The organism is Enterovibrio coralii (genome assembly GCF_001559595.1).
GTDB classification, from domain to species: Bacteria; Pseudomonadota; Gammaproteobacteria; order Enterobacterales; family Vibrionaceae; genus Enterovibrio; species Enterovibrio coralii.
The window spans coordinates 592,335-613,878 of sequence record NZ_LNTY01000006.1 but is presented as its reverse complement, the minus strand read 5'-3'; the positions used below and the strand labels follow the sequence as shown (position 1 = coordinate 613,878).

16 protein-coding genes and 4 pseudogenes are annotated in these 21,544 nt (G+C 48.8%); 14 read left to right on the top strand and 6 right to left on the bottom strand.

The genetic code is table 11. The annotated features are described in order from the left end of the window. Nucleotides 1–122 precede the first annotated feature (122 nt). From urtA to ureG, 13 genes and pseudogenes are all read left to right on the top strand, one after another. Entirely contained in the window at nucleotides 123–1,412 is a 1,290-nt protein-coding gene (gene urtA, locus ATN88_RS03610; protein WP_067411551.1) for an urea ABC transporter substrate-binding protein, read from the top strand. Between the two features lie 171 nt (nucleotides 1,413–1,583). After that, nucleotides 1,584–3,166, top strand: a pseudogene (urtB, locus tag ATN88_RS03605) (urea ABC transporter permease subunit UrtB). Nucleotides 3,167–3,169: 3 nt separating this feature from the next. Continuing rightward, nucleotides 3,170–4,264: an urea ABC transporter permease subunit UrtC gene (gene urtC / locus ATN88_RS03600; RefSeq protein ID WP_067411549.1), complete on the top strand. Its 1,095-nt coding sequence runs from the start codon at nucleotides 3,170–3,172 to the stop codon at nucleotides 4,262–4,264. A gap of 26 nt (nucleotides 4,265–4,290) precedes the next feature. After that, a pseudogene (urtD, locus tag ATN88_RS03595) lies at nucleotides 4,291–5,156 on the top strand (urea ABC transporter ATP-binding protein UrtD). A 25-nt stretch (nucleotides 5,157–5,181) separates the two neighbouring features. Beyond that, entirely contained in the window at nucleotides 5,182–5,877 is a 696-nt protein-coding gene (gene urtE, locus ATN88_RS03590) for an urea ABC transporter ATP-binding subunit UrtE (protein ID WP_067411546.1), read from the top strand. A gap of 247 nt (nucleotides 5,878–6,124) precedes the next feature. Continuing rightward, nucleotides 6,125–6,760 carry an urease accessory protein UreD gene (locus tag ATN88_RS03585; RefSeq protein ID WP_232312720.1) on the top strand — a complete coding sequence of 212 codons (636 nt, stop codon included), beginning with the start codon at nucleotides 6,125–6,127 and terminating at the stop codon, nucleotides 6,758–6,760. A gap of 24 nt (nucleotides 6,761–6,784) precedes the next feature. Further along, a complete protein-coding gene (gene ureA, locus ATN88_RS03580; protein WP_067411543.1) occupies nucleotides 6,785–7,087 on the top strand; it encodes an urease subunit gamma in 303 nt (100 codons plus the stop codon). A gap of 11 nt (nucleotides 7,088–7,098) precedes the next feature. Next, nucleotides 7,099–7,470, top strand: a complete 372-nt coding sequence (locus ATN88_RS03575; RefSeq protein WP_067411540.1) for an urease subunit beta — start codon at nucleotides 7,099–7,101, stop codon at nucleotides 7,468–7,470. Between the two features lies 1 nt (nucleotide 7,471). Beyond that, nucleotides 7,472–9,174: pseudogene (gene ureC, locus ATN88_RS03570) on the top strand (urease subunit alpha). 8 nt (nucleotides 9,175–9,182) lie between these two features. Then, on the top strand, nucleotides 9,183–9,638 hold the full coding sequence (gene ureE / locus ATN88_RS03565; protein ID WP_067411536.1) for an urease accessory protein UreE: 456 nt from the start codon (nucleotides 9,183–9,185) through the stop codon (nucleotides 9,636–9,638). 32 nt (nucleotides 9,639–9,670) lie between these two features. Continuing rightward, nucleotides 9,671–10,243 carry a hypothetical protein gene (locus tag ATN88_RS03560; protein WP_067411533.1) on the top strand — a complete coding sequence of 191 codons (573 nt, stop codon included), beginning with the start codon at nucleotides 9,671–9,673 and terminating at the stop codon, nucleotides 10,241–10,243. A 25-nt stretch (nucleotides 10,244–10,268) separates the two neighbouring features. Beyond that, nucleotides 10,269–10,943, top strand: coding sequence for an urease accessory protein UreF (locus ATN88_RS03555; RefSeq protein ID WP_067411530.1), 675 nt, complete (start codon nucleotides 10,269–10,271; stop codon nucleotides 10,941–10,943). A 12-nt stretch (nucleotides 10,944–10,955) separates the two neighbouring features. After that, nucleotides 10,956–11,576: an urease accessory protein UreG gene (gene ureG, locus ATN88_RS03550; protein ID WP_067411527.1), complete on the top strand. Its 621-nt coding sequence runs from the start codon at nucleotides 10,956–10,958 to the stop codon at nucleotides 11,574–11,576. 70 nt (nucleotides 11,577–11,646) lie between these two features. Here ureG and ATN88_RS03545 read toward each other — a convergent pair whose 3' ends face one another. The 4 genes from ATN88_RS03545 to ATN88_RS03535 form a co-directional block, all read right to left on the bottom strand. Beyond that, complete coding sequence (locus tag ATN88_RS03545) at nucleotides 11,647–12,726, bottom strand: MATE family efflux transporter (protein WP_232312719.1); 1,080 nt, start codon at nucleotides 12,724–12,726, stop codon at nucleotides 11,647–11,649. Nucleotides 12,727–12,728: 2 nt separating this feature from the next. Beyond that, nucleotides 12,729–13,088: an MATE family efflux transporter gene (locus ATN88_RS26665; RefSeq protein ID WP_232312718.1), complete on the bottom strand. Its 360-nt coding sequence runs from the start codon at nucleotides 13,086–13,088 to the stop codon at nucleotides 12,729–12,731. 81 nt (nucleotides 13,089–13,169) lie between these two features. Then, complete coding sequence (locus ATN88_RS03540; protein WP_067411524.1) at nucleotides 13,170–13,697, bottom strand: NADPH-dependent FMN reductase; 528 nt, start codon at nucleotides 13,695–13,697, stop codon at nucleotides 13,170–13,172. 21 nt (nucleotides 13,698–13,718) lie between these two features. Next, nucleotides 13,719–14,126 carry a VOC family protein gene (locus ATN88_RS03535; RefSeq protein WP_067411521.1) on the bottom strand — a complete coding sequence of 136 codons (408 nt, stop codon included), beginning with the start codon at nucleotides 14,124–14,126 and terminating at the stop codon, nucleotides 13,719–13,721. 146 nt (nucleotides 14,127–14,272) lie between these two features. Between ATN88_RS03535 and ATN88_RS03530 the strand changes: the two genes are divergently transcribed. Continuing rightward, nucleotides 14,273–15,172: a LysR family transcriptional regulator gene (locus ATN88_RS03530; RefSeq protein ID WP_067411962.1), complete on the top strand. Its 900-nt coding sequence runs from the start codon at nucleotides 14,273–14,275 to the stop codon at nucleotides 15,170–15,172. Nucleotides 15,173–15,203: 31 nt separating this feature from the next. On the opposite strand, the gene ATN88_RS03525 is transcribed toward ATN88_RS03530, so the two are convergent. Both ATN88_RS03525 and ATN88_RS03520 read right to left on the bottom strand, forming a co-directional pair. Next, the gene (locus ATN88_RS03525) at nucleotides 15,204–16,154 is read right to left on the bottom strand and encodes a TDT family transporter (RefSeq protein ID WP_067411958.1); all 951 of its coding nucleotides are present in this window, start codon (nucleotides 16,152–16,154) and stop codon (nucleotides 15,204–15,206) included. A gap of 612 nt (nucleotides 16,155–16,766) precedes the next feature. Next, nucleotides 16,767–21,310, bottom strand: a pseudogene (locus ATN88_RS03520) (SslE/AcfD family lipoprotein zinc metalloprotease). Between the last annotated feature and the right edge of the window lie 234 nt (nucleotides 21,311–21,544).

Genomic DNA, 21,544 nt, shown 5'->3' with positions numbered 1-21,544 from the left:
TAATCCACTTTTACATAAATCATTTCTATTTCATCCGATTACAAATTAATTGCGATGTATAACGCGAGTTTGGCAAGGCTTTTGCTCCGTCGTTCCGCAGGTACTCATAAGGAGCAGTTGCAATGAACGGAAAGAAGATTGCATTAAATTGGGTAAGTGCAATAACGCTTGCGGGCTTGTCTTATCAGGTAGTGGCGGATGAAGACACCATCAAGGTTGGGGTGCTTCATTCATTGTCAGGGACCATGGCAATCAGTGAAACTACGCTGAAAGACACCGTGTTGATGATGGTGGATGAGCAAAACAAGAAAGGCGGTTTGCTCGGTAAGAAACTAGAAGCCGTTGTTGTCGATCCTGCCTCTAACTGGCCACTATTTGCTGAAAAAGCGCGTGAGCTGATTGAGAAAGAAGATGTAGATGTGGTGTTTGGTTGTTGGACATCGGTATCACGCAAATCAGTTCTGCCCGTGTTCGAAGAGCTTAACAGCCTTCTTTTTTATCCTGTCCAGTACGAGGGTGAAGAGTCCTCCAAAAACGTGTTCTACACAGGTGCTGCACCAAATCAACAAGCCATTCCTGCCGTTGATTATTTGATGGATGAGCTTGATGTAGAACGCTGGGTGCTGGCGGGTACGGACTATGTCTATCCACGCACAACAAACAAGATCCTCGAAGCCTACCTAATTGATAGTGGTGTCGCGCCAGAAGACATCATGATCAACTACACGCCGTTTGGTCATTCAGATTGGCAGTCGATTGTTGCGGATATCAAAAAGTTTGGTGCTGAAGGCAAGAAAACCGCGGTGGTGTCGACCATCAATGGTGACGCAAATGTGCCTTTCTACAAAGAGCTGGCAGCGCAAGGTGTAGAAGCAGAGGACATTCCTGTCGTTGCTTTCTCCGTGGGTGAAGAAGAGCTGTCTGGTATGGATACGTCTAACTTGGTTGGACACCTTGCCGCATGGAACTACTTCATGAGCGTTGAAACGGATGAAAACGATGAGTTTGTCGAACAATGGCACGCTTACATCAAAGATGATGACCGCGTCACCAATGACCCAATGGAAGCGACTTACCTTGGCTTCAACATGTGGGCAAAGGCGGTAGAGAAAGCGGGCACAACGGATTCTGATGCTGTTCAAGACGCCATTATTGGCGTGACAGTGCCAAACCTCACAGGCGGCTACGCCACCATGATGCCAAACCACCATATCACCAAACCTGTGCTGATTGGCGAAATTCAGGATGATGGCCAGTTTGTCACGGTATGGGAAACCCCTGATGTGGTTGCCGGTGATGCTTGGTCGGACTTCCTGACAGGCTCAAAAGACTTGTTCGCGAGCTGGTTAAAACCTATGTCTTGCGGCAGTTTCAATGTGACCACCGGACAATGCTCTGGTGTGAGTGAATAAAGTCTCTCTTTTACCTTTTAACTCCTTGCCTGCCAAGCGGAGCCGTCTCCTACCATACGACCGACTTGGCGGGCTTTTTTCAAGGGATTGAATCATGCGAAGAAGCCAGTTCGACATGCAGCATTGAAGGAGAATATCTATCGGTTGATGATTTCACTTATCGTCACCCTGATGTTTGCCACCTCTTTTGACGTGTTTGGGGAAACCAAATCGTTTGACGACATCCAAACACTTCTCACCAGCAAATCATTCAATGACAAACAAAAAGCCGTCACGCTAATTGCGCAATCTGATGACAAAAACAAAGCGCAGCTGTTGAACAGCTTGCTAGAAAAGCGAGTGGTCTACGGAAAGAAAGACAAGGCGTTGTGGTTTGTTGTCAGTGACACCTTCAAAAAGGGCAGTGAAATTGAAAATGTCGTCACCGGAGAGAAAGTCACTGTCGCCAAGAAACGCAATTATCGCAGCGTCACCCTCAACAACAAAATGCGCTCCCAGATAAAAACGTTACTCGCGACGCTGGCATTAACAGGCAGTGATTTGGCGCAAAAACAAGCGGGCGCGCAACGACTGATCGGTGAAGTGGATGAGCCTTTGGCGATGGCACTGTCCGAATTAGTCGAAAAAGAAAGTGACGGCGTCACTAAATCGTATTTGAATGTGGCGTTAGCGGTTTACACGCTAACGGGACAGGGAACTGATGCGGAAAAAATTGAATCGATTGATGTTTTGGCATCGTCAGGATTACCTCAAGCCTTTGAAGCACTGCAAGTAGCCCGCGTAACCATTGATGATGACAATACGCCATTGGCACAAGCATTGAATGCCGCCATCGATGACTACAACCAAACCCAGAAAGTGGTAAACGCAGCCCAGACCTTGTATTTCGGCTTAAGTCTGGGTTCTGTGTTGGTGTTGGCAGGGATTGGTCTTGCTATCACATTTGGCGTGATGGGTGTCATTAACATGGCCCACGGTGAACTCATCATGTTGGGGGCGTACACCACGTACGTGATGCAGCAATTGCTTCCTGCTTACACTGGCATGGCACTGCTCCTCTCGATTCCTTGTGCATTCGTTGTATCGGGTCTGGTTGGTGTGTTGATTGAACGCAGTGTTATTCGCCATTTATACGGACGACCATTAGAAACCCTGCTTGCAACGTTTGGGATCAGCTTGATCTTGCAACAAGCGGTGCGATCTATCTTCTCTCCGTTGAACCGTTCCGTCAGTACGCCAGAGTTTATGAGCGGCATGATAGATGTGTCGCCAATGCTGCAGCTTACTGCAAGCCGCATGTACATCATTGTTTTCTGCCTCCTCGTTTTCTTTGCGCTGCTCTTTGTGCTGAAACGCACTTCCTTGGGGCTTCAAGTTCGTGCAGTGTCCCAAAACCGCTCAATGGCGCGCGCAATGGGGGTGCGTTCTGAATGGGTAGACATGGCAACTTTTGGTCTGGGGTCTGGCATCGCAGGTGTGGCGGGCGTTGCACTGTCTCAGCTCACCAATGTCGGACCCAATATGGGGCAAGCTTACATCATCGACTCCTTCATGGTGGTGGTGTTTGGTGGTGTCGGGAATCTCTGGGGGACGTTGGCTGCAGGCTTGAGCTTGGGCGTATTCAATAAGATTTTGGAGCTTGGGCAGGGGCGGTGTTAGCGAAGATCCTCGTGTTGGTATTCATCATTCTTTTTATCCAAAAAAGACCAAAAGGACTCTTTCCTCAGCGTGGTCGTATGGCGGAGGATTCATAAGTCATGGACAGACATCCGTTACATAAACCGTTGTTTGATAGCGCGACGACACTACTTATTCTCGTGCTCGGCATTTCGGCGGTAATGGTGCCGGTACTCAATCTTTGGGTGCCCGCGACCAGTGTGTTCCATCTCGAAACCTACACGGTCTCTCTTTTAGGTAAGTACTTGAGTTACGCCATCCTCGCGCTCTCCGTCGATTTAGTGTGGGGGTATCTCGGCATTCTTAGTTTGGGGCACGGTGCTTTCTTTGCCCTCGGTGGGTACGCCATGGGCATGTATCTGATGCGCCAAATTGGTGATCGCAGTGTGTATGGCAACCCTGAGTTGCCAGATTTTATGGTGTTTCTGAATTGGTCCGAGCTGCCTTGGTTTTGGTATGGCTTTGACATGTTCTGGTTTGCTTGCCTGATGGCCATTGCCGTACCGGGTCTTCTTGCATTTGTGTTCGGTTGGCTGGCCTTCCGCTCTCGTGTTTCTGGCGTTTATCTCTCCATCATGACGCAGGCAATGACATTCGCTTTGATGTTGGCATTTTTCCGAAATGAAATGGGGTTTGGCGGCAACAATGGCCTGACAGATTTTAAAGATCTGTTGGGGTTCAGCCTTCAAAGTGATGCCACCCGTGTTGGGTTATTCGTCGCGACCGTAATAGCCCTTGGTATTTGTTATCTGATCTGCCGAGCCATTGTCACCAGCCGTCTTGGCGCATTGACCATCGCTATTCGAGATGCGGAGTCGCGTGCCCGTTTTGTCGGCTATGCAGTCGAGAAAAGTAAGCTTTGGCTATTTGTGCTTTCTGCGGCCATCGCAGGCATAGCTGGCGCGTTGTATGTACCTCAAGTGGGGATTATCAACCCAGGGGAGTTTGCGCCGCTCAACTCCATCGAGATTGTTGTCTGGGTTGCGCTGGGCGGCCGCGCCACGCTTTATGGTGCTATCGTCGGCGCGCTTCTTGTTAACTATGCCAAAAGCTGGTTTACCGTCGAGTTCCCTGAAGTCTGGTTGTTTGCTTTGGGGGCTCTGTTTGTGCTTGCAACGCTTTACCTGCCAAAAGGCGTGAGTGGCCTTCTGAACAAAAAGGAGGCCAACGCATGATGTCGAAAACGCTTTGGATGGAGAGCATGAAGTACCAAAAGACGCATCTCCCTGAATCAAGCGGCGCGGCCGGAGAGTTTTTGCATGAGCTGACTCGACGTGATCAGGTCTTCAGCTTTCTCAAGCCACCTTATAACCCCAAAGTTGATGTCAAAAACGGCATGCTGTTGTATGTCGAAGGCGTGTCGGTTTCCTTCGATGGGTTTAAAGCGATTAACGATTTAAACCTCTACATCAAAGAAGGGGAGTTACGCTGCATCATCGGCCCGAATGGTGCCGGTAAGACCACCATGATGGACATCATCACTGGGAAAGCGCGTCCTGATGCAGGTGATGTCTGGCTGGGACAACAACTCAATCTTTTGAAAATGGATGAAGCACAAATTGCCAATGCAGGGATTGGCAGGAAGTTTCAAAAGCCGACCGTTTTTGAAGCTCTGTCCGTTTGGGAAAACCTTGAGCTTGCAATGGCGGGCAATAAATCCACGTTGCATTTGTTTAAGGCAAGGCTGACGGGAGAGCAAAAATGCGACATTGAGAAAGTGTTAGAGCTAATAGGCTTAGAAGCGCAATACCGGATGTTGGCGGGAAAATTGTCTCACGGACAAAAGCAATGGTTAGAAATCGGCATGTTGTTGATGCAAAAACCAAGATTGTTGCTGGTGGATGAACCGTAGCGGGGATGACACATCAAGAGATGGATAGGACCGCCGAATTGCTCCTCTCGTTAGCAGGTAGCCACTCGATCATGGTGGTTGAGCATGACATGGAGTTTGTACGAAGCATTGCGTCGACTGTCACCGTTCTTCATCAAGGCCATGTGCTCGCGGAAGGCAATATGAAAGATGTTCAGGACAACCCGAAAGTCAGAGAAGTCTATTTGGGTCAGTAGCAAGCCAGACAAGGAGAGTTGAGTTTTGCTAAGTGTGAAAGGACTGAATCAGCGGTACGGAGAGAGTCAGACGCTTTGGGATTTATCAATAGATGCACCCAAAGGGCAATGCACTGTGGTAATGGGACGCAACGGTGTTGGGAAAACCACCTTGTTGCAAAGCATCATGGGGCTGTTGGCTATCGACAGTGGAGAAATCTCGGTGGCGGGTAAAGACCTTGCTGCTTTGCGCGCTGAAATGCGCCCGAGGCATGGTGTTGGTTACGTCCCTCAAGGCAGGCAGATATTTCCGCGTCTGACGGTTGAGGAAAATCTTCAAATCGGTCTGCCGATTCGTCCGAAAGGAGACAGGAAGATCCCGCCGTTTATCTATGAGCTCTTCCCCGTCCTCGCAGAAATGAAGAACCGATTTGGCGGCGACCTGTCAGGTGGTCAGCAACAACAACTAGCCATTGGACGCGCGCTAGTGATTGACCCAAAGCTTCTGCTTCTTGACGAGCCGACAGAAGGGATTCAACCCAATATCGTTCAAGAGATAGGCGATATTATCCGACGCCTTAATGACGAGCTAGGCTTAACGGTGGTGCTGGTGGAACAGAAACTGCCTTTTGCACGAAAAGTCGGTGATCGGTTTTGTTTGCTTGATAGAGGCCGGAACGTTGCCTCAGGAAACATGGCAGAACTGAATGACGAACTCATCAGACAATATCTGACGGTTTAACGGGAGAGCGTGTGGCGCAAACGCTGATAGCACTTGATGATAGTCCCTTATCTAATGAGCCCAGCCATGGTAGTTGGGAAGCTGAATTGCACTTGGGGTTCGTCAAGCGCAGCGACCGAACAGTACTTAAACATCGCACTCATAGAGGCCCGCTTGCGGTTCAACGTTCTCTTTATCCCGAAGGGGCGTATGTCATAGCCACATTCTCCATCCCCCTGGGGGCATTGTTGGTGGTGATGCGTTAAGTGTGAGTATTTCGCTGGAAGAAGGCGCGCAAGCACTAGTGACAACACCCGGTGCAACCCGCTTTTATCGTTCAGATGGCCGCATAGCACACGTCGATCAGATATTTCACGTTGCGCCTGATGCACGGCTGGAATTCGTGCCTTTGGAGAACATCGCATTTCCCAATGCCAACCTTCGCACACGCAATGACATCCACCTTTCTAAAAGTGCCAAGTTTGTTGGTTTCGACATTTGGACGCTCGGTCAACCCGCGTCTAATGCCCATTTTGAACAAGGGCAAATCGACGGTCTGACAAAGGTGTTTGTCGAGGAGCGATTACTGCTTTGTGAACGCCTCAGAGTAAGTGCTGAAACGTGGACAAAAGATGCAGCATCGCTTCGAGGTAAGCCCGTTGCGGGAACTCTCATCGCTTACGGCAGCCCAGATGATTTTCACGCTGTCTGTGAATGGTGGCGAAACCAAACACACCCCGCTGACATCTTGGTCGGCCTGACTGTCATGGATGGGCTGTTGGTTCTTAGAGGGCTGGCAGATAACACAGAACAGCTTTTTATGTTGATGGCGACATGCTGGCAACAAATCAGATTGCATTGGACGGGCGAGTTGCCCGATTTACCGCGAATTTGGCGAACATAACGACATTCGTAAGGAGTAAGCACCATGGAGCTAACCCCTAGAGAGAAAGACAAACTGCTGATATTTACTGCGGCGCTGCTGGCGGAAAGGCGTAAAGAACGTGGGCTGAAATTGAACTACCCCGAAGCCGTTGCGCTTATCAGTGCTGCCATTATGGAAGGTGCTAGAGATGGGAAATCTGTGGCGGAGTTGATGGATTATGGTCGCACGATTCTCTCTGTCGAAGATGTTATGGACGGTGTTCCGGCCATGATTCATGACGTGCAAGTGGAAGTCACGTTTCCAGACGGTACCAAGCTGGTCACCGTTCATGACCCTATTGTTTGAGGAGGCGGCTCATGTCTCAATCATCAAGCCATTCAGGCTTCGTGCCCGGAGAATTGCGAGCACAAGCCGGTGACATTGAATTAAATGCAGGCCGCCAAACGGTAGCACTCGATGTTGCCAATACGGGCGACAGGCCGGTTCAAGTCGGTTCTCACTATCACTTTTACGAAGTTAACGATGCTCTGGCGTTTGATCGCGAGGCGGCAAAAGGATTCAGACTCAATATCCCTTCTGGCACTGCTGTTCGTTTCGAACCAGGGCAAAGCCGAACGGTAGAGCTGGTGGCTTATGCTGGCACGCGCACTGTCTATGGTTTTCAAGGCCGAGTGATGGGCGATCTATCCGGTAGTAGTAAGATAGATTCGGCAGATAAGGACGACTGACATGGCAAAGATATCACGCAATGCCTATGCAGAAATGTTTGGTCCCACAACAGGTGACAGCCTGCGTTTGGCAGACACTGAACTGTGGCTGCAAGTAGAAAAAGACTTCACCATTTACGGCGATGAAGTGAAATTTGGCGGTGGTAAAACCATTCGTGATGGTATGGGGCAGAGCCAAAGACCGAGCTATGAAACACCAGATATGGTGATCACGAATGTGGTGGTGTTGGATTGGTGGGGCATCGTTAAGGCCGATGTGGCCGTCAAAGGCGGGCGCATCAGTGGCATTGGTAAAGCCGGTAATCCTGATATTCAAGATGGTGTCGATATCATCATCGGCCCCGGCACAGAAGTGGTTGCGGGTGAAGGGCAAATACTGACTGCTGGTGGCATTGATTCGCACATCCACTTTATCTGTCCTCAACAAATTGAAGAGGCACTGACGTCGGGTGTGACAACCTTTGTGGGCGGCGGTACTGGCCCTGCAACGGGAACCAATGCCACGACCTGTACGCCTGGCCCTTGGAATATTCACCGCATGCTTGAGTCCTTGGACGCCTTCCCGATGAACTTTGGCTTACTAGGAAAGGGCAATGCAAGCTTACCGGATGCGTTGGAGGAACAGGTTGCTGCAGGTGCGTGCGGGTTAAAGCTTCACGAAGATTGGGCTCAACGCCTGCTGCCATTGATTGTTGTTTATCGGTGGCAGACGCATTGGATGTTCAAGTGGCGATCCATACCGATACCTTGAACGAATGTGGTTTCGTCGAAGCGACGCTGAATGCCATCGGCGATCGCGTTATCCATACATACCACACGGAAGGTGCGGGCGGTGGGCATGCGCCCGACATCATTAAGGCGGCAGGGCTACCAAATGTTCTGCCATCCTCCACAAATCCAACTCGGCCTTACACCATCAATACTGTAGATGAACACTTAGATATGTTGATGGTATGCCACCATTTGTCGCCGTCGATTGCGGAAGACATTGCCTTTGCGGAATCTCGTATTCGACGAGAGACAATTGCTGCAGAAGATATGCTTCATGACATGGGCGCGTTTTCAATGATCTCTTCAGACTCACAGGCCATGGGTCGTGTAGGGGAGGTTGTGATTCGCACTTGGCAAACAGCACACAAAATGAAAGTACAGTTTGGCGCAATGGAAGGAGACTCTGCGTATAACGATAACAACCGCATTAAGCGATACGTTGCGAAATACACTATCAATCCGGCTATCGCGCACGGTATGTCGCATGAAGTAGGTTCTGTTGAGGTGGGTAAGCTTGCTGACCTCATCCTTTGGAAGCCCGCTTTCTTCGGGGTTAAGCCTTCTTTGGTTATCAAAGGTGGTCTGATTGTGACGGCACCGATGGGCGATCCTAACGGTTCCATTCCAACACCACAACCTGTGCACTATCGTCCAATGTTTGGGGCATTTGGCGGCGGCCCTGCCCAAAGTTCACTACTCTTTATGTCACAGATAGCGATTGACCGCGGCGTGCCAGACATGCTCGAACTCAAGAGTGGTGTCAGCGCGGTGAGAGGCTGTCGAAGCATTCGCAAGAAAGACATGAAGCTTAATGATTGGCAACCCAATATAGAGGTCGATCCACAGACGTATGAAGTACGCGCTGACGGGCAGCTATTGGTTTGTCAGCCAGCGGATGTGTTGCCAATGGCGCAACGTTACTTTCTGTTTTGAGGGACAAAATGCTCGAATTTACACGGATTGAAACTGGCGTTGATGAGAAAGAAGCGTTACCAACGATTCACCTCGGAATTGATGCGCGCATTAAAAGCCGACTCAAGGTGACGTTAGATGATGGGAGAGAAGCTGGGCTATTTCTGCCTCGCGGTCATACCGTAAGGGGTGGTGACCTCCTTGTGTCGGAATCTGGTGAACGGGTACGTGTTATCGCTGCAGATGAAAAAGTGTCTACCGTTCACGCCAGCAACGCCCGCTTACTGGCCAGATTGAGTTACCACCTAGGCAATCGTCATGTCCCCCTCCAAATGGGAGATGGCTGGGTACGCTATCAACATGATCATGTTTTAGATGACATGGTGGGATTATTGGGCGGTGAAGTCGTCGTCGAATTCGCACCTTTCGAGCCTGAAAGCGGCGCGTATGGCGGACACTCGTCAGGTCACCATCATCACCATTAGATTTCTATTTTCGCGTTTAGGGAGATACAAAAATGAAATTAGGACGTTATCTCGCAGGGGTATTGGTCGCGTTTTCAGGCTCGGTCGCTGCACATACGCTTGAGCCGTCAGCGCACAGCCTAAGTGAACACCATTTTATCGATGGCTTCCTTCATCCTTTCACCAGCGTTCTGCACATCGTGACGTGGCTTGCTATGGGCGTGTTGATTTCTCAGTTTTCCAGTGTGAAGGCAAAGCTGTTAGTCACCTTTAGCTTGTTGGGCTTTGTGTTCTTCGCGATTCAAAGTGCGTTTGTCTCAACTGAAACCTCCCCGATGTTTCCGCTTCTGGTGGGTGCGCTGTTTTTAGCGGCGATGTCTGCGGGCATGAAAAGTACGGGCTTCAGTACCATTGCACAGCTCTCAGCCGTTCTCGCGTTTGTTGTTATTGGTATCTCAAGCTTTATGCATGGCGCGCATGTTACTTCCAATGCCTTTGCGGCAGGTTTTATCGTTGCTGCAACCGTCTTGTTAGTCGGTGGAGAGCGAGCAGGCTCATTGATTAGCCTTGAAAAGCTTTCGATTGCGATGGGACTTAGCGGCGTATTTTTCGTCCTTATCGCGTAGAGCAAAGTAACGGGATCTGGCTGGGATGAATAAGCACGCCGATTATCGATTGTTCCAACTGATTAGCCCGTCGCTGCCGGTAGGCGCGTTTAGCTATTCACAAGGCCTTGAATGGGCGATTGAGGAGGGTTGGGTTGATGATGAATCTAGCTTTAAAAACTGGCTAGAAAGCATTGCGTTGGACAGTTTGGCGAATTTGGAGTTACCCATTCTTCGGCGTTTGTATGATGGCTTTGATAGTGACGACACGCCTGCCATCCAACGCTGGAGCGAATGGCTATATGCCAGCCGAGAAACAATGGAATTGCGCCAAGAAGAACAGCAGCGCGGCAAGACGATGGCAAAGCTTCTGTGTCAACTAGAGATGCTTGATGAGAAAGCTGCGGCGCATCCTATGGTGGCTCATAACCCGCTTTCTGGATTTGCTTATGCCGGGGTTCAATGGGGCATTTCCATTGATGATCTATGCAGTGGCTACGCGTGGAGTTGGCTAGAAAACACGGTTATGGCTGGAGTGAAGCTGATCCCCCTTGGTCAAACATCGGGTCAGCGAATGTTGATTAGCTTATCCGAAACCTTAGATGAAGCCGTCGAACAGTCGAGATGTATCCAAGAAGACGACATCGGGAACTTTGCCCCTGCACAGGCGATTGCGTCGAGTTGTCATGAAAACCAGTATTCACGTTTATTCCGGTCATAAGGAGAGTTGCGGATGAGCTATAAACAGCCACTACGGGTCGGTGTCGGTGGACCTGTTGGCTCAGGGAAAACGGCATTGTTGGAAGTGCTTTGTAAAGCGATGCGCGACGACTATTCGGTAGCCGTGGTGACCAATGATATCTATACCCGAGAAGATCAGCGTATTCTGAACGAAGCCGGAGCCTTGAGTGCTGATCGTATAGTTGGTGTGGAAACCGGCGGCTGCCCACATACAGCAATTCGTGAAGATGCGTCGATGAACCTCGAAGCGGTTGAAGGGTTGGCAAAGCTGCATCAGGACTTGGATTTGGTATTCATCGAAAGTGGTGGTGACAATTTGAGTGCAACCTTTAGCCCCGAGCTGGCCGATTTAACTATTTACGTTATCGATGTCGCTGAAGGGGAGAAAATTCCTCGTAAAGGTGGCCCAGGCATTACGCGATCAGACCTGCTGGTAATCAACAAAATCGACTTAGCACCTTATGTGGGAGCCGATCTTGATGTGATGGACTCGGACACGGCGAGAATGAGACCGACGAAGCCCTATGTGTTTACCAATCTTAAAGAGCAAAAAGGATTAAGCGAGATAATCCACTTCTTGGAATCTGAGGGCATGCTGAAAAAAGCGGGATAAACACTGACAGTCTGGGTCTGGGTCTGGGTCTGGGTTGGACTCAGGCTGCCTCTTTCTTTCAAATCGCAGTTCACACTGATTTCTGCCGACTAAGTTTTCTTCCTAAGAGTTTCAAATCTGAGAGGTAATCACCCATTATCGAAGCGTTTGCTTCGGTTAGCGATGTCTCTTGTTCTGCCAGCCACCGATACAATAATTTCCCTGCATAAACTGCACCCAGAACATTAGCCACCGCTAGGCTTGCCCAAATCCATGATGCAGAGAAGTAGGCACCGACGGCAGCCAAAGGTAGCGTGAGAAGCAGTGATTTCACCAATGTCAGTTTTAATGACAAGGAAGGCAGTTGTACGCCGTTAAAAAACGAAGCGGTAATCAATACCAACCCGAACGCGGGAAAAGATAGGCCGACAATCAGCAAATACTGGTAGCCGATTCGGATAATGTCTGTGTTGCTTGTGAATAGTGCGATGAAGTGCTCTCCCACCAGTGCCAACACAAGATAACAGATTACTCCCCAATAGACTGTCATGCGACCGGATAGCGCGATGACGTTATCAAGGCGAAGGAAGCTTAAATTGCCTTGGCGATATGCTCCGTAGTTTTGTGCGACAAGCGGTGTCACGATGACGCTAAGCGCGAGTATGCCAGTCAGTGCTAATGATTCAATGCGAGTAACAATCCCATATGCGGCCACAGCTTGCTCTCCGTGGTCTGACACCAATCGGGTTATCACAGCGACGCTGATGGGCGTCAGCACTTGCGCAGCAATGGCTGGTGTGGAGAGGGTGAATACACTGAGAAGATCTTCCTTGAGCGCGGTTTTCGACGGCACGGGTATTTGCTTGGACGGAAGCAAATTTTCTTTGCTCAAGAGAACTAGCATCATAAACAACATGACAGCCCAAGATAATACCGTCGCTAATGCTGCACCGAATAACCCCATTGCTGGAATTGAACCCATACCAAATATGAGTAGGTAGTCAAAGATTAGATTCGTTAGCCCGCCAATAGCCATGACGATCATCGGCTTAACCATCACACCCTTGGCCATCAGAGAGGCGTTTGCGATAAGCACAAAGCTTAGCAAGGGCATGCCGAAAAACAGAGGGTTAATGTATTCACTCACAAGTGAATAAAGATGCGGAGTCATGCCTAGCACTTCAAACAGTGTTGAGCCATGAGGTAGCCAGATACACCGACTCCCCCTGAGATAACCGCAAATAAGCACAGCGACAGGACAATCAAATATGCGGCACGTGATGTTTCCTTTTCACCGAGCAACTTGCCTACCACCGCAGAGACCCCAGCGGCGATGCCCATAAAGAAGCCAACAATAAGGATATAGACAGGGTAGGTAAAACTGATTGCGGTGAGACTTTTAACACCCAATTGACCGATAAAATAGGTATCAACCAATTGGAACAAAAAAGTAAGAAGCATTCCGATGGCAGTAGGCGCGGCCATAAAGACCAGCGCGCTACCAATAGGTTTTTCTAGCAATGCGTTATTCATTTTCGTATTGCCTCAACCTTAAATGCCAAGTGCTAAAGATCAAGCTCTAGGGGCGAGTCCGAAGCCCTTGGTGTAGAAGCCTTAGTTAGCCAATGCACTTACTGCAGATTTCAGCGCATCAACAAGCTCTGGGTTGTTCAACTGCTGCGTTTCCATATCGAAGTTGTCGTAGAAACTTGGAATCGACAGCGAGCCTTTCAAGTCAACACCAAAGTAAGGTGCGCTGGTTGACGCAGAACCTAAAACAGTTTGCGCACCGCCAGGACCAGGAGAGGTTGCCAAGTAAACCACAGGCTTACCTTGGTACACTTTCTGGTTGATGCGTGACGTCCAGTCAAACAAGTTTTTATACGCCGCCGTGTAAGAACCATTGTGTTCTGCGAATGACACAATAATTGCGTCCGCTTCTCCAATCTTTTGGAAGAATGCTTTAGCTTGCTCTGGTTGACCCAATTCTGCTTCGCGGTCAGAGCTGAACAGCGGCATTTCGTAGTCGTTGATATCCAGAACTTCTACTTCGGCACCTTCTACAAGACTTGCTGCGTAAGTGACCAGTGCTTTGTTGATAGATTGGGAGCTGCTTGATGCTGCGAACGCTAATAGTTTCATATGTCTTTCCTCAAATTCGGTTTAAAGTTGGCTAGTGCCTTTGTACTCAATAAATTCAATCACGTTTCTGTCTGGGTCCCGGATGAAGATCGAGGTTCCTGTTGGGTGGAACATAGGTCCACCAGACAGCGGAATGTTCAGGTTTTCTAGATTCTCTATGACGGAATCAATGCTCGAGACTTCAAGTGCAACATGAGTGTACCCCGTCAATTTCTCGCTACTGTCCATCAGCACATTTATGCCGTCGTTATTCGACGCATTTAAAATAAAGTTGATGTTGATGCCGCAAGGATGCTCAACAATTGCGACGGGCTCTGGGCCGCTTGGTCCGGCAACATACTCAAAGCCCAGCTTTCCATAAAACGCCGTTGCTGCTTCGAAGCTGCTGACTCGCAATCCAATGTGATTCACTCGTGTTAGCTCTTTCATGAGTCTGCCTGCTTTATTCCCTTAACTTGCTATCTACTTTAATTGCTTCTCTTACAAAGATTAATAGGGTTAATGTGGAAGGATTGTTTCCATATGACGCCTAATCTCGTTATGCTTGATGAAAAGGAAAGCGATTGGAACAAATGATGAATACACAGCTTTTTGATGGCATGGTGATTTTTACTGAAGTCATAAAGTATGGAAGCTTTACAAAGGCGGCAGAGAAAACGGGACACTCAACGTCTTACATCAGTAAAGAAATTAACAAGTTAGAAGAAAGGTTAGGGGTTAGGCTACTTCATCGCACAACGCGAACCTTGAACCTGACACCGGAAGGCGAACTCTACTTCGAACAGTGTCGTCAGATCGTGCAAGACGCGGCGCAGTTGGAAAGTGCAATGCTGGGGCATCAAAGCACGCCGAAAGGCCATCTTAAGATTAGCTGTCCAACCAGTTTTGGCTTGATCACGTTAGCACCGCTCATTCGCAAATTCACCGACACCTATCCAGACATTACCTTTGATGTTGAACTCAATGACCGCAAGATTGATTTGGTCGCAGAAGGCATTGATATCGCTATTCGAGCGACCCAATACCTCGAAGATTCCAGTTTGATTAGTCGGAAGTTTATGACGTCAGAAGGAGTGACGGTGGCATCGCCAGACTATTTAAAAGCAAACGGTACACCAACGCATCCAAGTGAATTGAAAGATCATCGCGTGATCAGTTATACCAACTTGCCGAACTACAATACGTGGCGATATTCAGAAAAGAACGGTGACCTTATTGAGGTCAATGTAGACAGCTTTATGACTTCAAACAGCTCTCAATTGATCCTTTCAATGTGCTTGGAGGGAAGGGGAATTATTCGAACGCCGCGTTTTAATATGAGGGATGAATTGCGCACTGGCGAGCTGGTGGAACTGTTTGCGGAGTATCCCCGCACTCAAATTGAAATCTACCTTGTCTACCCGAGCAGAAAGCACATGTCGTCGAAAGTTCGAAGCTTTATCGATTTTGTGATTGACGAACTAGGCGAAAAATAAAAAGCCCCAACAGGGGCTTTTTAGTCTCATTTTAGCGTCCAAACCCGTAGTGGCGGATATATCCAACGCTCACCCAAGTTACCAGCAGGGTTGCGACGACAAGCTCAAACAACCCCAACCTTTCAAGCCATGACCAATGCGGGAAATCGGTGCCCAGCCAGAGCGTTAAGCGTTCCATCGCAACGGCACTTATCACTGATGGAAAGGTTAATGCCGCAATGGTTGGCTGAAATGGCTCTTTGAGTAAGTCGAAGTAACAGAGGTAGACGAACAGCGTCATCATGATACCGACGCCAGCCAGCGCACCGGCAAGAACAGGATCCGGCGACGGGAGATTCACTAAATAAGCGGTGAGAGCCAAATTAACTGGCGCAGCCATAATGGCTAAAACGGGGCGTGAATTTCTCGGTAAGCTTTCCAAAAAGCACAGGCGATAAAGCACAAAAGGCAACATACAAAAGTAAGCCCCAATGCAAACATGGGCGAGCATGGCCGATTCATGATCAAAGCCGAGCTTTGGCCCCGCGAGCGTGCTGCTTATCAACCCGACAGGATAAAGGAACCAGCTCGGGTAGATGTTGCATTTCTCAAACGTCTTCGCTTGATGGAAGAAGAAGTAAGCGGCCATAAAAATATGCATGGTCATGGCTGGATACCAGACAATGGCAGCGGCTTCGACGTGAATTTCTGCAAGAAAGTCAGCCATCAGAAGCAGTGACATGGTCATGGGTGCCATCAAGCTGCCGTATAGCGGGTCACGCAGGTCTTGGCAAAAGCGTTTAGGCTCGAACAGGTATTTCAACCATACGGGCGCAATCAGAAGAATGCCGATTGTCGATAAAAGTGGACGCGAGTATGTCCCCGTAATGGGATGGTATAACGCCCATGCCGTACCCAAGCCAAAGAAGGCCATTGCCAAAGACGCTTGTGCAGTGGGAATAAAACGAAACGGCGAGTGGAAAACAGTCAAACTAACATCCATGAACAAAAGAAGTGCTTTAAATCCGGCTGTCATTATACGCATAAAGAGTGGCGTTTTGTGCAGCAAGTCTTATTTTCTTTTTGCTTTGAATGACCTGCGTCAAGGTTCGTCCTTGCATGAAAATTGCAGTTAAATTTAAAGCATAAATCTTGCCTGAAACGCACGAATTTAGGAGCCAAAATCAATATTCGGAAAGCCCGTCACAATCGTAAAAATGAGACGTAGCGGCGCGAATTGGTTGCCCTATAATCAAATTGCACTCAGGCAATTTAGACGAATCTAGGACGGGCATTCTGCTCGACTCCGCCAGAAAGTGAGACTGGCAGTTTGGGTGTCATAACAATTTGGAATGTTACATCAGCGTAGGAATACGCCACTTTAAGTGAAAGGCTTCGCATCCAAAGAGCCCATGTGTACATATCACGCGGCTAGGACGCTCGACATAACGAGCAAGCGAGCAAAACGCAAGTTACGGCAACACCACAGTATTCGATTTTCAACTTAAAGAGATGAATCAAAAAGCCACCGAAACGGTGGCTTTTTTTCGTCTGTACCTTTCGAATTTAGCTATAAAAAAGCCCCTACGAGAGGGGCTTAGGAAAAATCACGCGATTAGAGACTTGATACAGCCGGCGTCGAAATCGTCACTGACTTGATGTCGAGCGGATTACGCTGCGGTTTCGGTAAGTTAAGTGCTTTCACCGCTGCACGTCCTTGGTTCGAAATGCCCCCCACATATTGCGGAGTAGAAACGCCTGGCAGAATGGTTGCCACAGTGCCTGGGTTCCAAGCTTCAAAGAACTCAGTCAGATCTGTTTGCGCCGCATATGAGGCACAAAGCATCAGCGCGTCACTTGCATTCAGGCCAGTGTTGTAACACTTGTTGTCACCGTTATGAGTGATAGCAGCGTCATTCGCATTTCGGGTCAAACGGTGCATTAACTTGAACAAGTTGAAGCCTTTTAAGCCCAAGTTATCGCTGTAGTAGCTTGGTTGTGCGTCTTGGTACCAGTTCGAAATGTCGAACTCGGTTTCTGCCCACTCTTTCATTTGTGCAAACATCAGAAGACGTTCACCTGGGCCGCCAGCACCCCATGCGTGTCCATGCTCTGCCTTGATATATTCAGGTGCGATACGAATGTCACTGCCAACGCGATGCATTGCACCAAAGTATTTCTGCTGCATGTACAAAGCCAGTACGTTGTTGGCAACTTCTGTCGCGCCTTCAACGGTTAGCGGAGCTTGTGCAGCATTGTGACCGACTTCGTGCCATAGCAACCAACTATTGAGAGGATCGGTGTTGATGTTGTTGCTTTGGGTATTGAAGCTGCTGTTCATCACAGGATAGCCTGAGTGAGCTGCACCGATACTGATGGCAACATCATTCACGAACGCATGACGGTTGTTCGGAATGCTTGGATGGGTCGCTGCACGGTTCGTCGAACCGTCGATGCCTTCATCCTTCGCATAGAAGTCATTCAAATCATTCGCAAACATATCCAGCTCGTCGGCGAATTGCGTTACGCCCCCCGTGAAGTTTGCTGCCTGCAGGTTTGCTTTCGGTGCCGTAAAGATGAAGCTGTCAGACACCACGTCGCCAATTGGTGCCGCAGAGCTAAGATCGTTCACCCAACCGTTTTGCGCCGAGTCATAAAGTGGTGCGTCAACAGTACCATCAATGGTGATATTGACGTTGTCGCTGTTGCCTCCTTGAACGTAAATCAAACCGCCATATGGCACGGTGAAGGTTTCAGAGCTTGCAACAGTGAAGGTCATCTGCATGCGAGGTGGTCGCTTCAGAGCCAGTTCGTGCTTCTCACGGCCTGTTAGGTCATCATGAAGGCCGACAGTGACCTTAACGGGTGCAGTGTTGCCTGAGACGGAAACAGTAAACGGCTGATGTGCGATAGCCCATTGACCCGTTGCTTGACGGTTGCCCGCATAATACGCCGCTGTATTGTTGCTCATATCCAGCGTTAATGATGCGCCGCCTATTAGATTACCGTTTGGCTCACCTGGGAACGGGCGAATGTCCACAACAACATCGTAATCCCAGAATGAACGACCCAACATCAAGCGGGTCAGTGGCTTCTCCATGTAGTTCAACGGGTAGCTTGGGTTCATTTGGCCTGCGTATTCGCCCGCATCTGCGCCATAAACCATGTTCATTTGAATGAGTTTATCGCCAAGATCGACCGGACAAGTGGTGTTGCCGCCTGCTAGATCTGCGGTATAACAGTTCAGGAACTGAGTGAATCGCTGGAAGCCAAGTTCATCAGTCAGTGATGCCTCGTAGCGATAATCAAGATCGTTCCATAGCCAGACGGTCATGTTGTTATAGATACGATTCAGATCCGTGCTGCTGAGGCGTTCACCTTCTTCACCTTTGGTACGGAAGTACATTTCATGCTGGTAAAGTCGCTCAATATTGGTGCCGAGATCGGCAGCCTTGATCATTGCGCGCGCTTGCTCAGAGCCTAAATCCAGCTTGGTATAAATAGGGCGTGCCATCCCGCCAGACAGCGGAATGTCATTGCCCGGACGACGCTCAAGACAGTTGATTTCATAGTGATAGTCAGAATGCGTACATTCTTGATAGGTGCGCTGACCGTCTACCAAGAAGCGATCGAGTAGCGCATTTTTAGCTGCGGTTAAAGACGCTTCATTAACAACAGGTTTGCCGTTCGCACCAATGATCCACTTGCTGTTTTCATCTTTGGCAAAATGGTCTTCCTCACGAATGAAGCTTTATGCGTTTCCAGCTTGCCTTCTTCGTTTTCAACCTGGTAGAAAGCCGTTTCGAGTTCCACCTTTTCGCCGACTTTGATGTCCCAGATCACCTCACCCGTGTCGGCATCAATTGAATATGGCAGTTTCGGTGCTTCACCCTCGCCACCTTCTTTCGCAGGGTAGCGTTCGATGATCCACAAACCATGTTCACGGTTAGCACGCGGTCGGTCGGCATAGCCGTCGTTTGGGCCATTACCGTTTCGAACAACCGAATTCCCCATGCCGAAAGCAATGCCGGCAGAATCCAGAAGACGCGCTGTTGCTCCAATGTCGTTTTCACCAATGATGGTCTCCATCATCAGCACGTTACCGCCTTTGCTGACGTACTCAATAAGAGCTGTGATGTCATCTTGAGTCAGCTTGGGTTTGCTCACATCGGCTGAATGCGGAGGAGTGTAAGGACTGCCGTTCGGATTCTTGTATTCGAAGCCATTCAAGATAAGAAGAGGTATCTCGGCAGGATTGATGCCGGCAAAGCTGCTCAGTTGAACGGTATCAACGTTAAATGCGTCAGAGATAACATAGTCAGCTTTGGCACCCAGCACTTGTCCGCCACGCATAAAGTAAACGTGAGGAATATTCACACCCACTTGGATACGGTCGCCGTCGGCGCGATTGGTGAGATAGCGAATGACGTTGTTGAAGAAGTTCTTCATGTCGTCGCTGTCTTTTCCAACTTGGTCAGCACTGCATTGTCCGTTGCTGCCCCATGAGTAATCGTTCGGGCACACCAAAATAGAGTTATAGCGGCCGTTACCCATGACCATAACCTTACCTTGACCTAGTTCACCTATGGTCACGAAAGGCAAGTTGAAGGTCGCCGTGTTTTTGCCAACAACATCGATCACTTGTTTAGAGGGATGCTCAGTGATGTAAGCTAGGTTTCTTTCATCGAATGCTTTCTTGTCACCAAATGAAATCCAATAGTTATTATCGTTTCGCGCCATCATGACAGGGAAGGCTTGGTTAGAGATGTTGACCGCTGCTTGTCCGCGCGCCAAACCCGTGCTGCCATAGAAGTTGGTTGCATCGGTAAAGACATGGAACTTGCGAACCGGTTTCCAACCTTTATTTTCTGCGTCGTTGATGCCCCAAAGTTTATTGATGTCTGCCTGGATATTGGAAAAGTCATCGCTCGCGGTATGCAAATCTGCATTTCTGAACAAAGAATATGCAGAAACTCCGCATTCAGTCTGACACAGAGCTTCATCGATCAACGCTGCGATGCCGTTGTCGAATTGGTTTTCAAATTCGGCACGAACGACTTGGGTTAGTCCGCCACCAATTTCGAGTACGGTATCTTTGTCATTCAGTGATAACGAAATCGCTTCGTTAATTACGTTAGGGTATTGAGCAAATACCTCGGTCACGTTATCTGAGATAACCCATTTGTTTGACTGATTGCTTGCATAGCGCTTAACCAGAGCCTCTGCATTGCGACCACGCTGCTCTGCACCTAGATCGCTCAGAGCAAATTGTGCTTTGTTACCGCGAATGCTGCCCATTTCGAAAGTATCGATACCAAAAGAAATAGACTCGCCCCAGACAAACTCAAATTCACCCGTTTCGCTGGTTTTACCGCGAGAAGATTTGCTGAAGTAAGACAGCCCTTCAACTGGCAGACCGTTGCTGTCAGTGATGATTGCTTTACTTAAAATGGTTTCAGTGGGTTTGTATTGATATGCCTCTTCAGCGTTTGCTGAAACGAAGGAAGCATTGAGGTCGGTTGACGTGCCCGGAGTGACTTCAGGCTCTACCTCTGGAACGTGAGCACTTGGTTGCTTGTCTGCTAAGTTTTCTTCAGCAGGCTTCTCTTCAAGTAACTTATCGAACTCATCAGAAGCGAGCTCCAAGTCGTTGTTGTAGATCTCGGCAAACGCGAGTTTGTCATGGGTATCTGACAGGCTGATATCAACCTGATTGCCATATGCTGGGGAAACGGTATTTAGCAAAGCTTGAGCATTGTGGGCTTTTTCAGATGAATGAGTAAACTCGTCTGCATCTTCCAGGTTCAAACGATGGCGTGTGATCGCTTGGTTTGCTCTCACATATTGGGTGGTAGAAATATTGCTGAAGGTTGCTAGTACGGTGCCTTCATAGCGACACGTTACCGTTTCATTCTCTTCAAATTCGAATGCATTTGCAGGCTCACCGTTACAGTCTACAGATGAACCATAGACCTTTGTGCCATCCAATGAGAACTCACCGGCGAGAACGGTTGGCTGCGGGTTACCCGTATCGGGAATAGACGGAACACCACCCGTATCTGGAGTAGAAGGAGCACCATCCGTCGTCGGGTTCTGGTCATCATTACATCCCACAAGCGCGGTTATGATGAGTAAGGGCAGAATCTTTTTTCTAGACATATTTATTGTTACTCGAAAAAGGCCATAACAGGAGCTAGGATTGTGAAAAATTGCTTAATATATATGCGACAAAAAATGAGAATAAATTAAGCTGCCAGCTCGTCGCTAAATTGAAAGGACATCTTGGTGTTAGATAGAAGGTGCGGCAAAGTTTACAGTAAGAGCTTTCTTTTGTTTTGCCAGTGGGCGCAAAAAACCTTGCAGATTGTGCACTCGCGAGCAAGGCCGATGTTA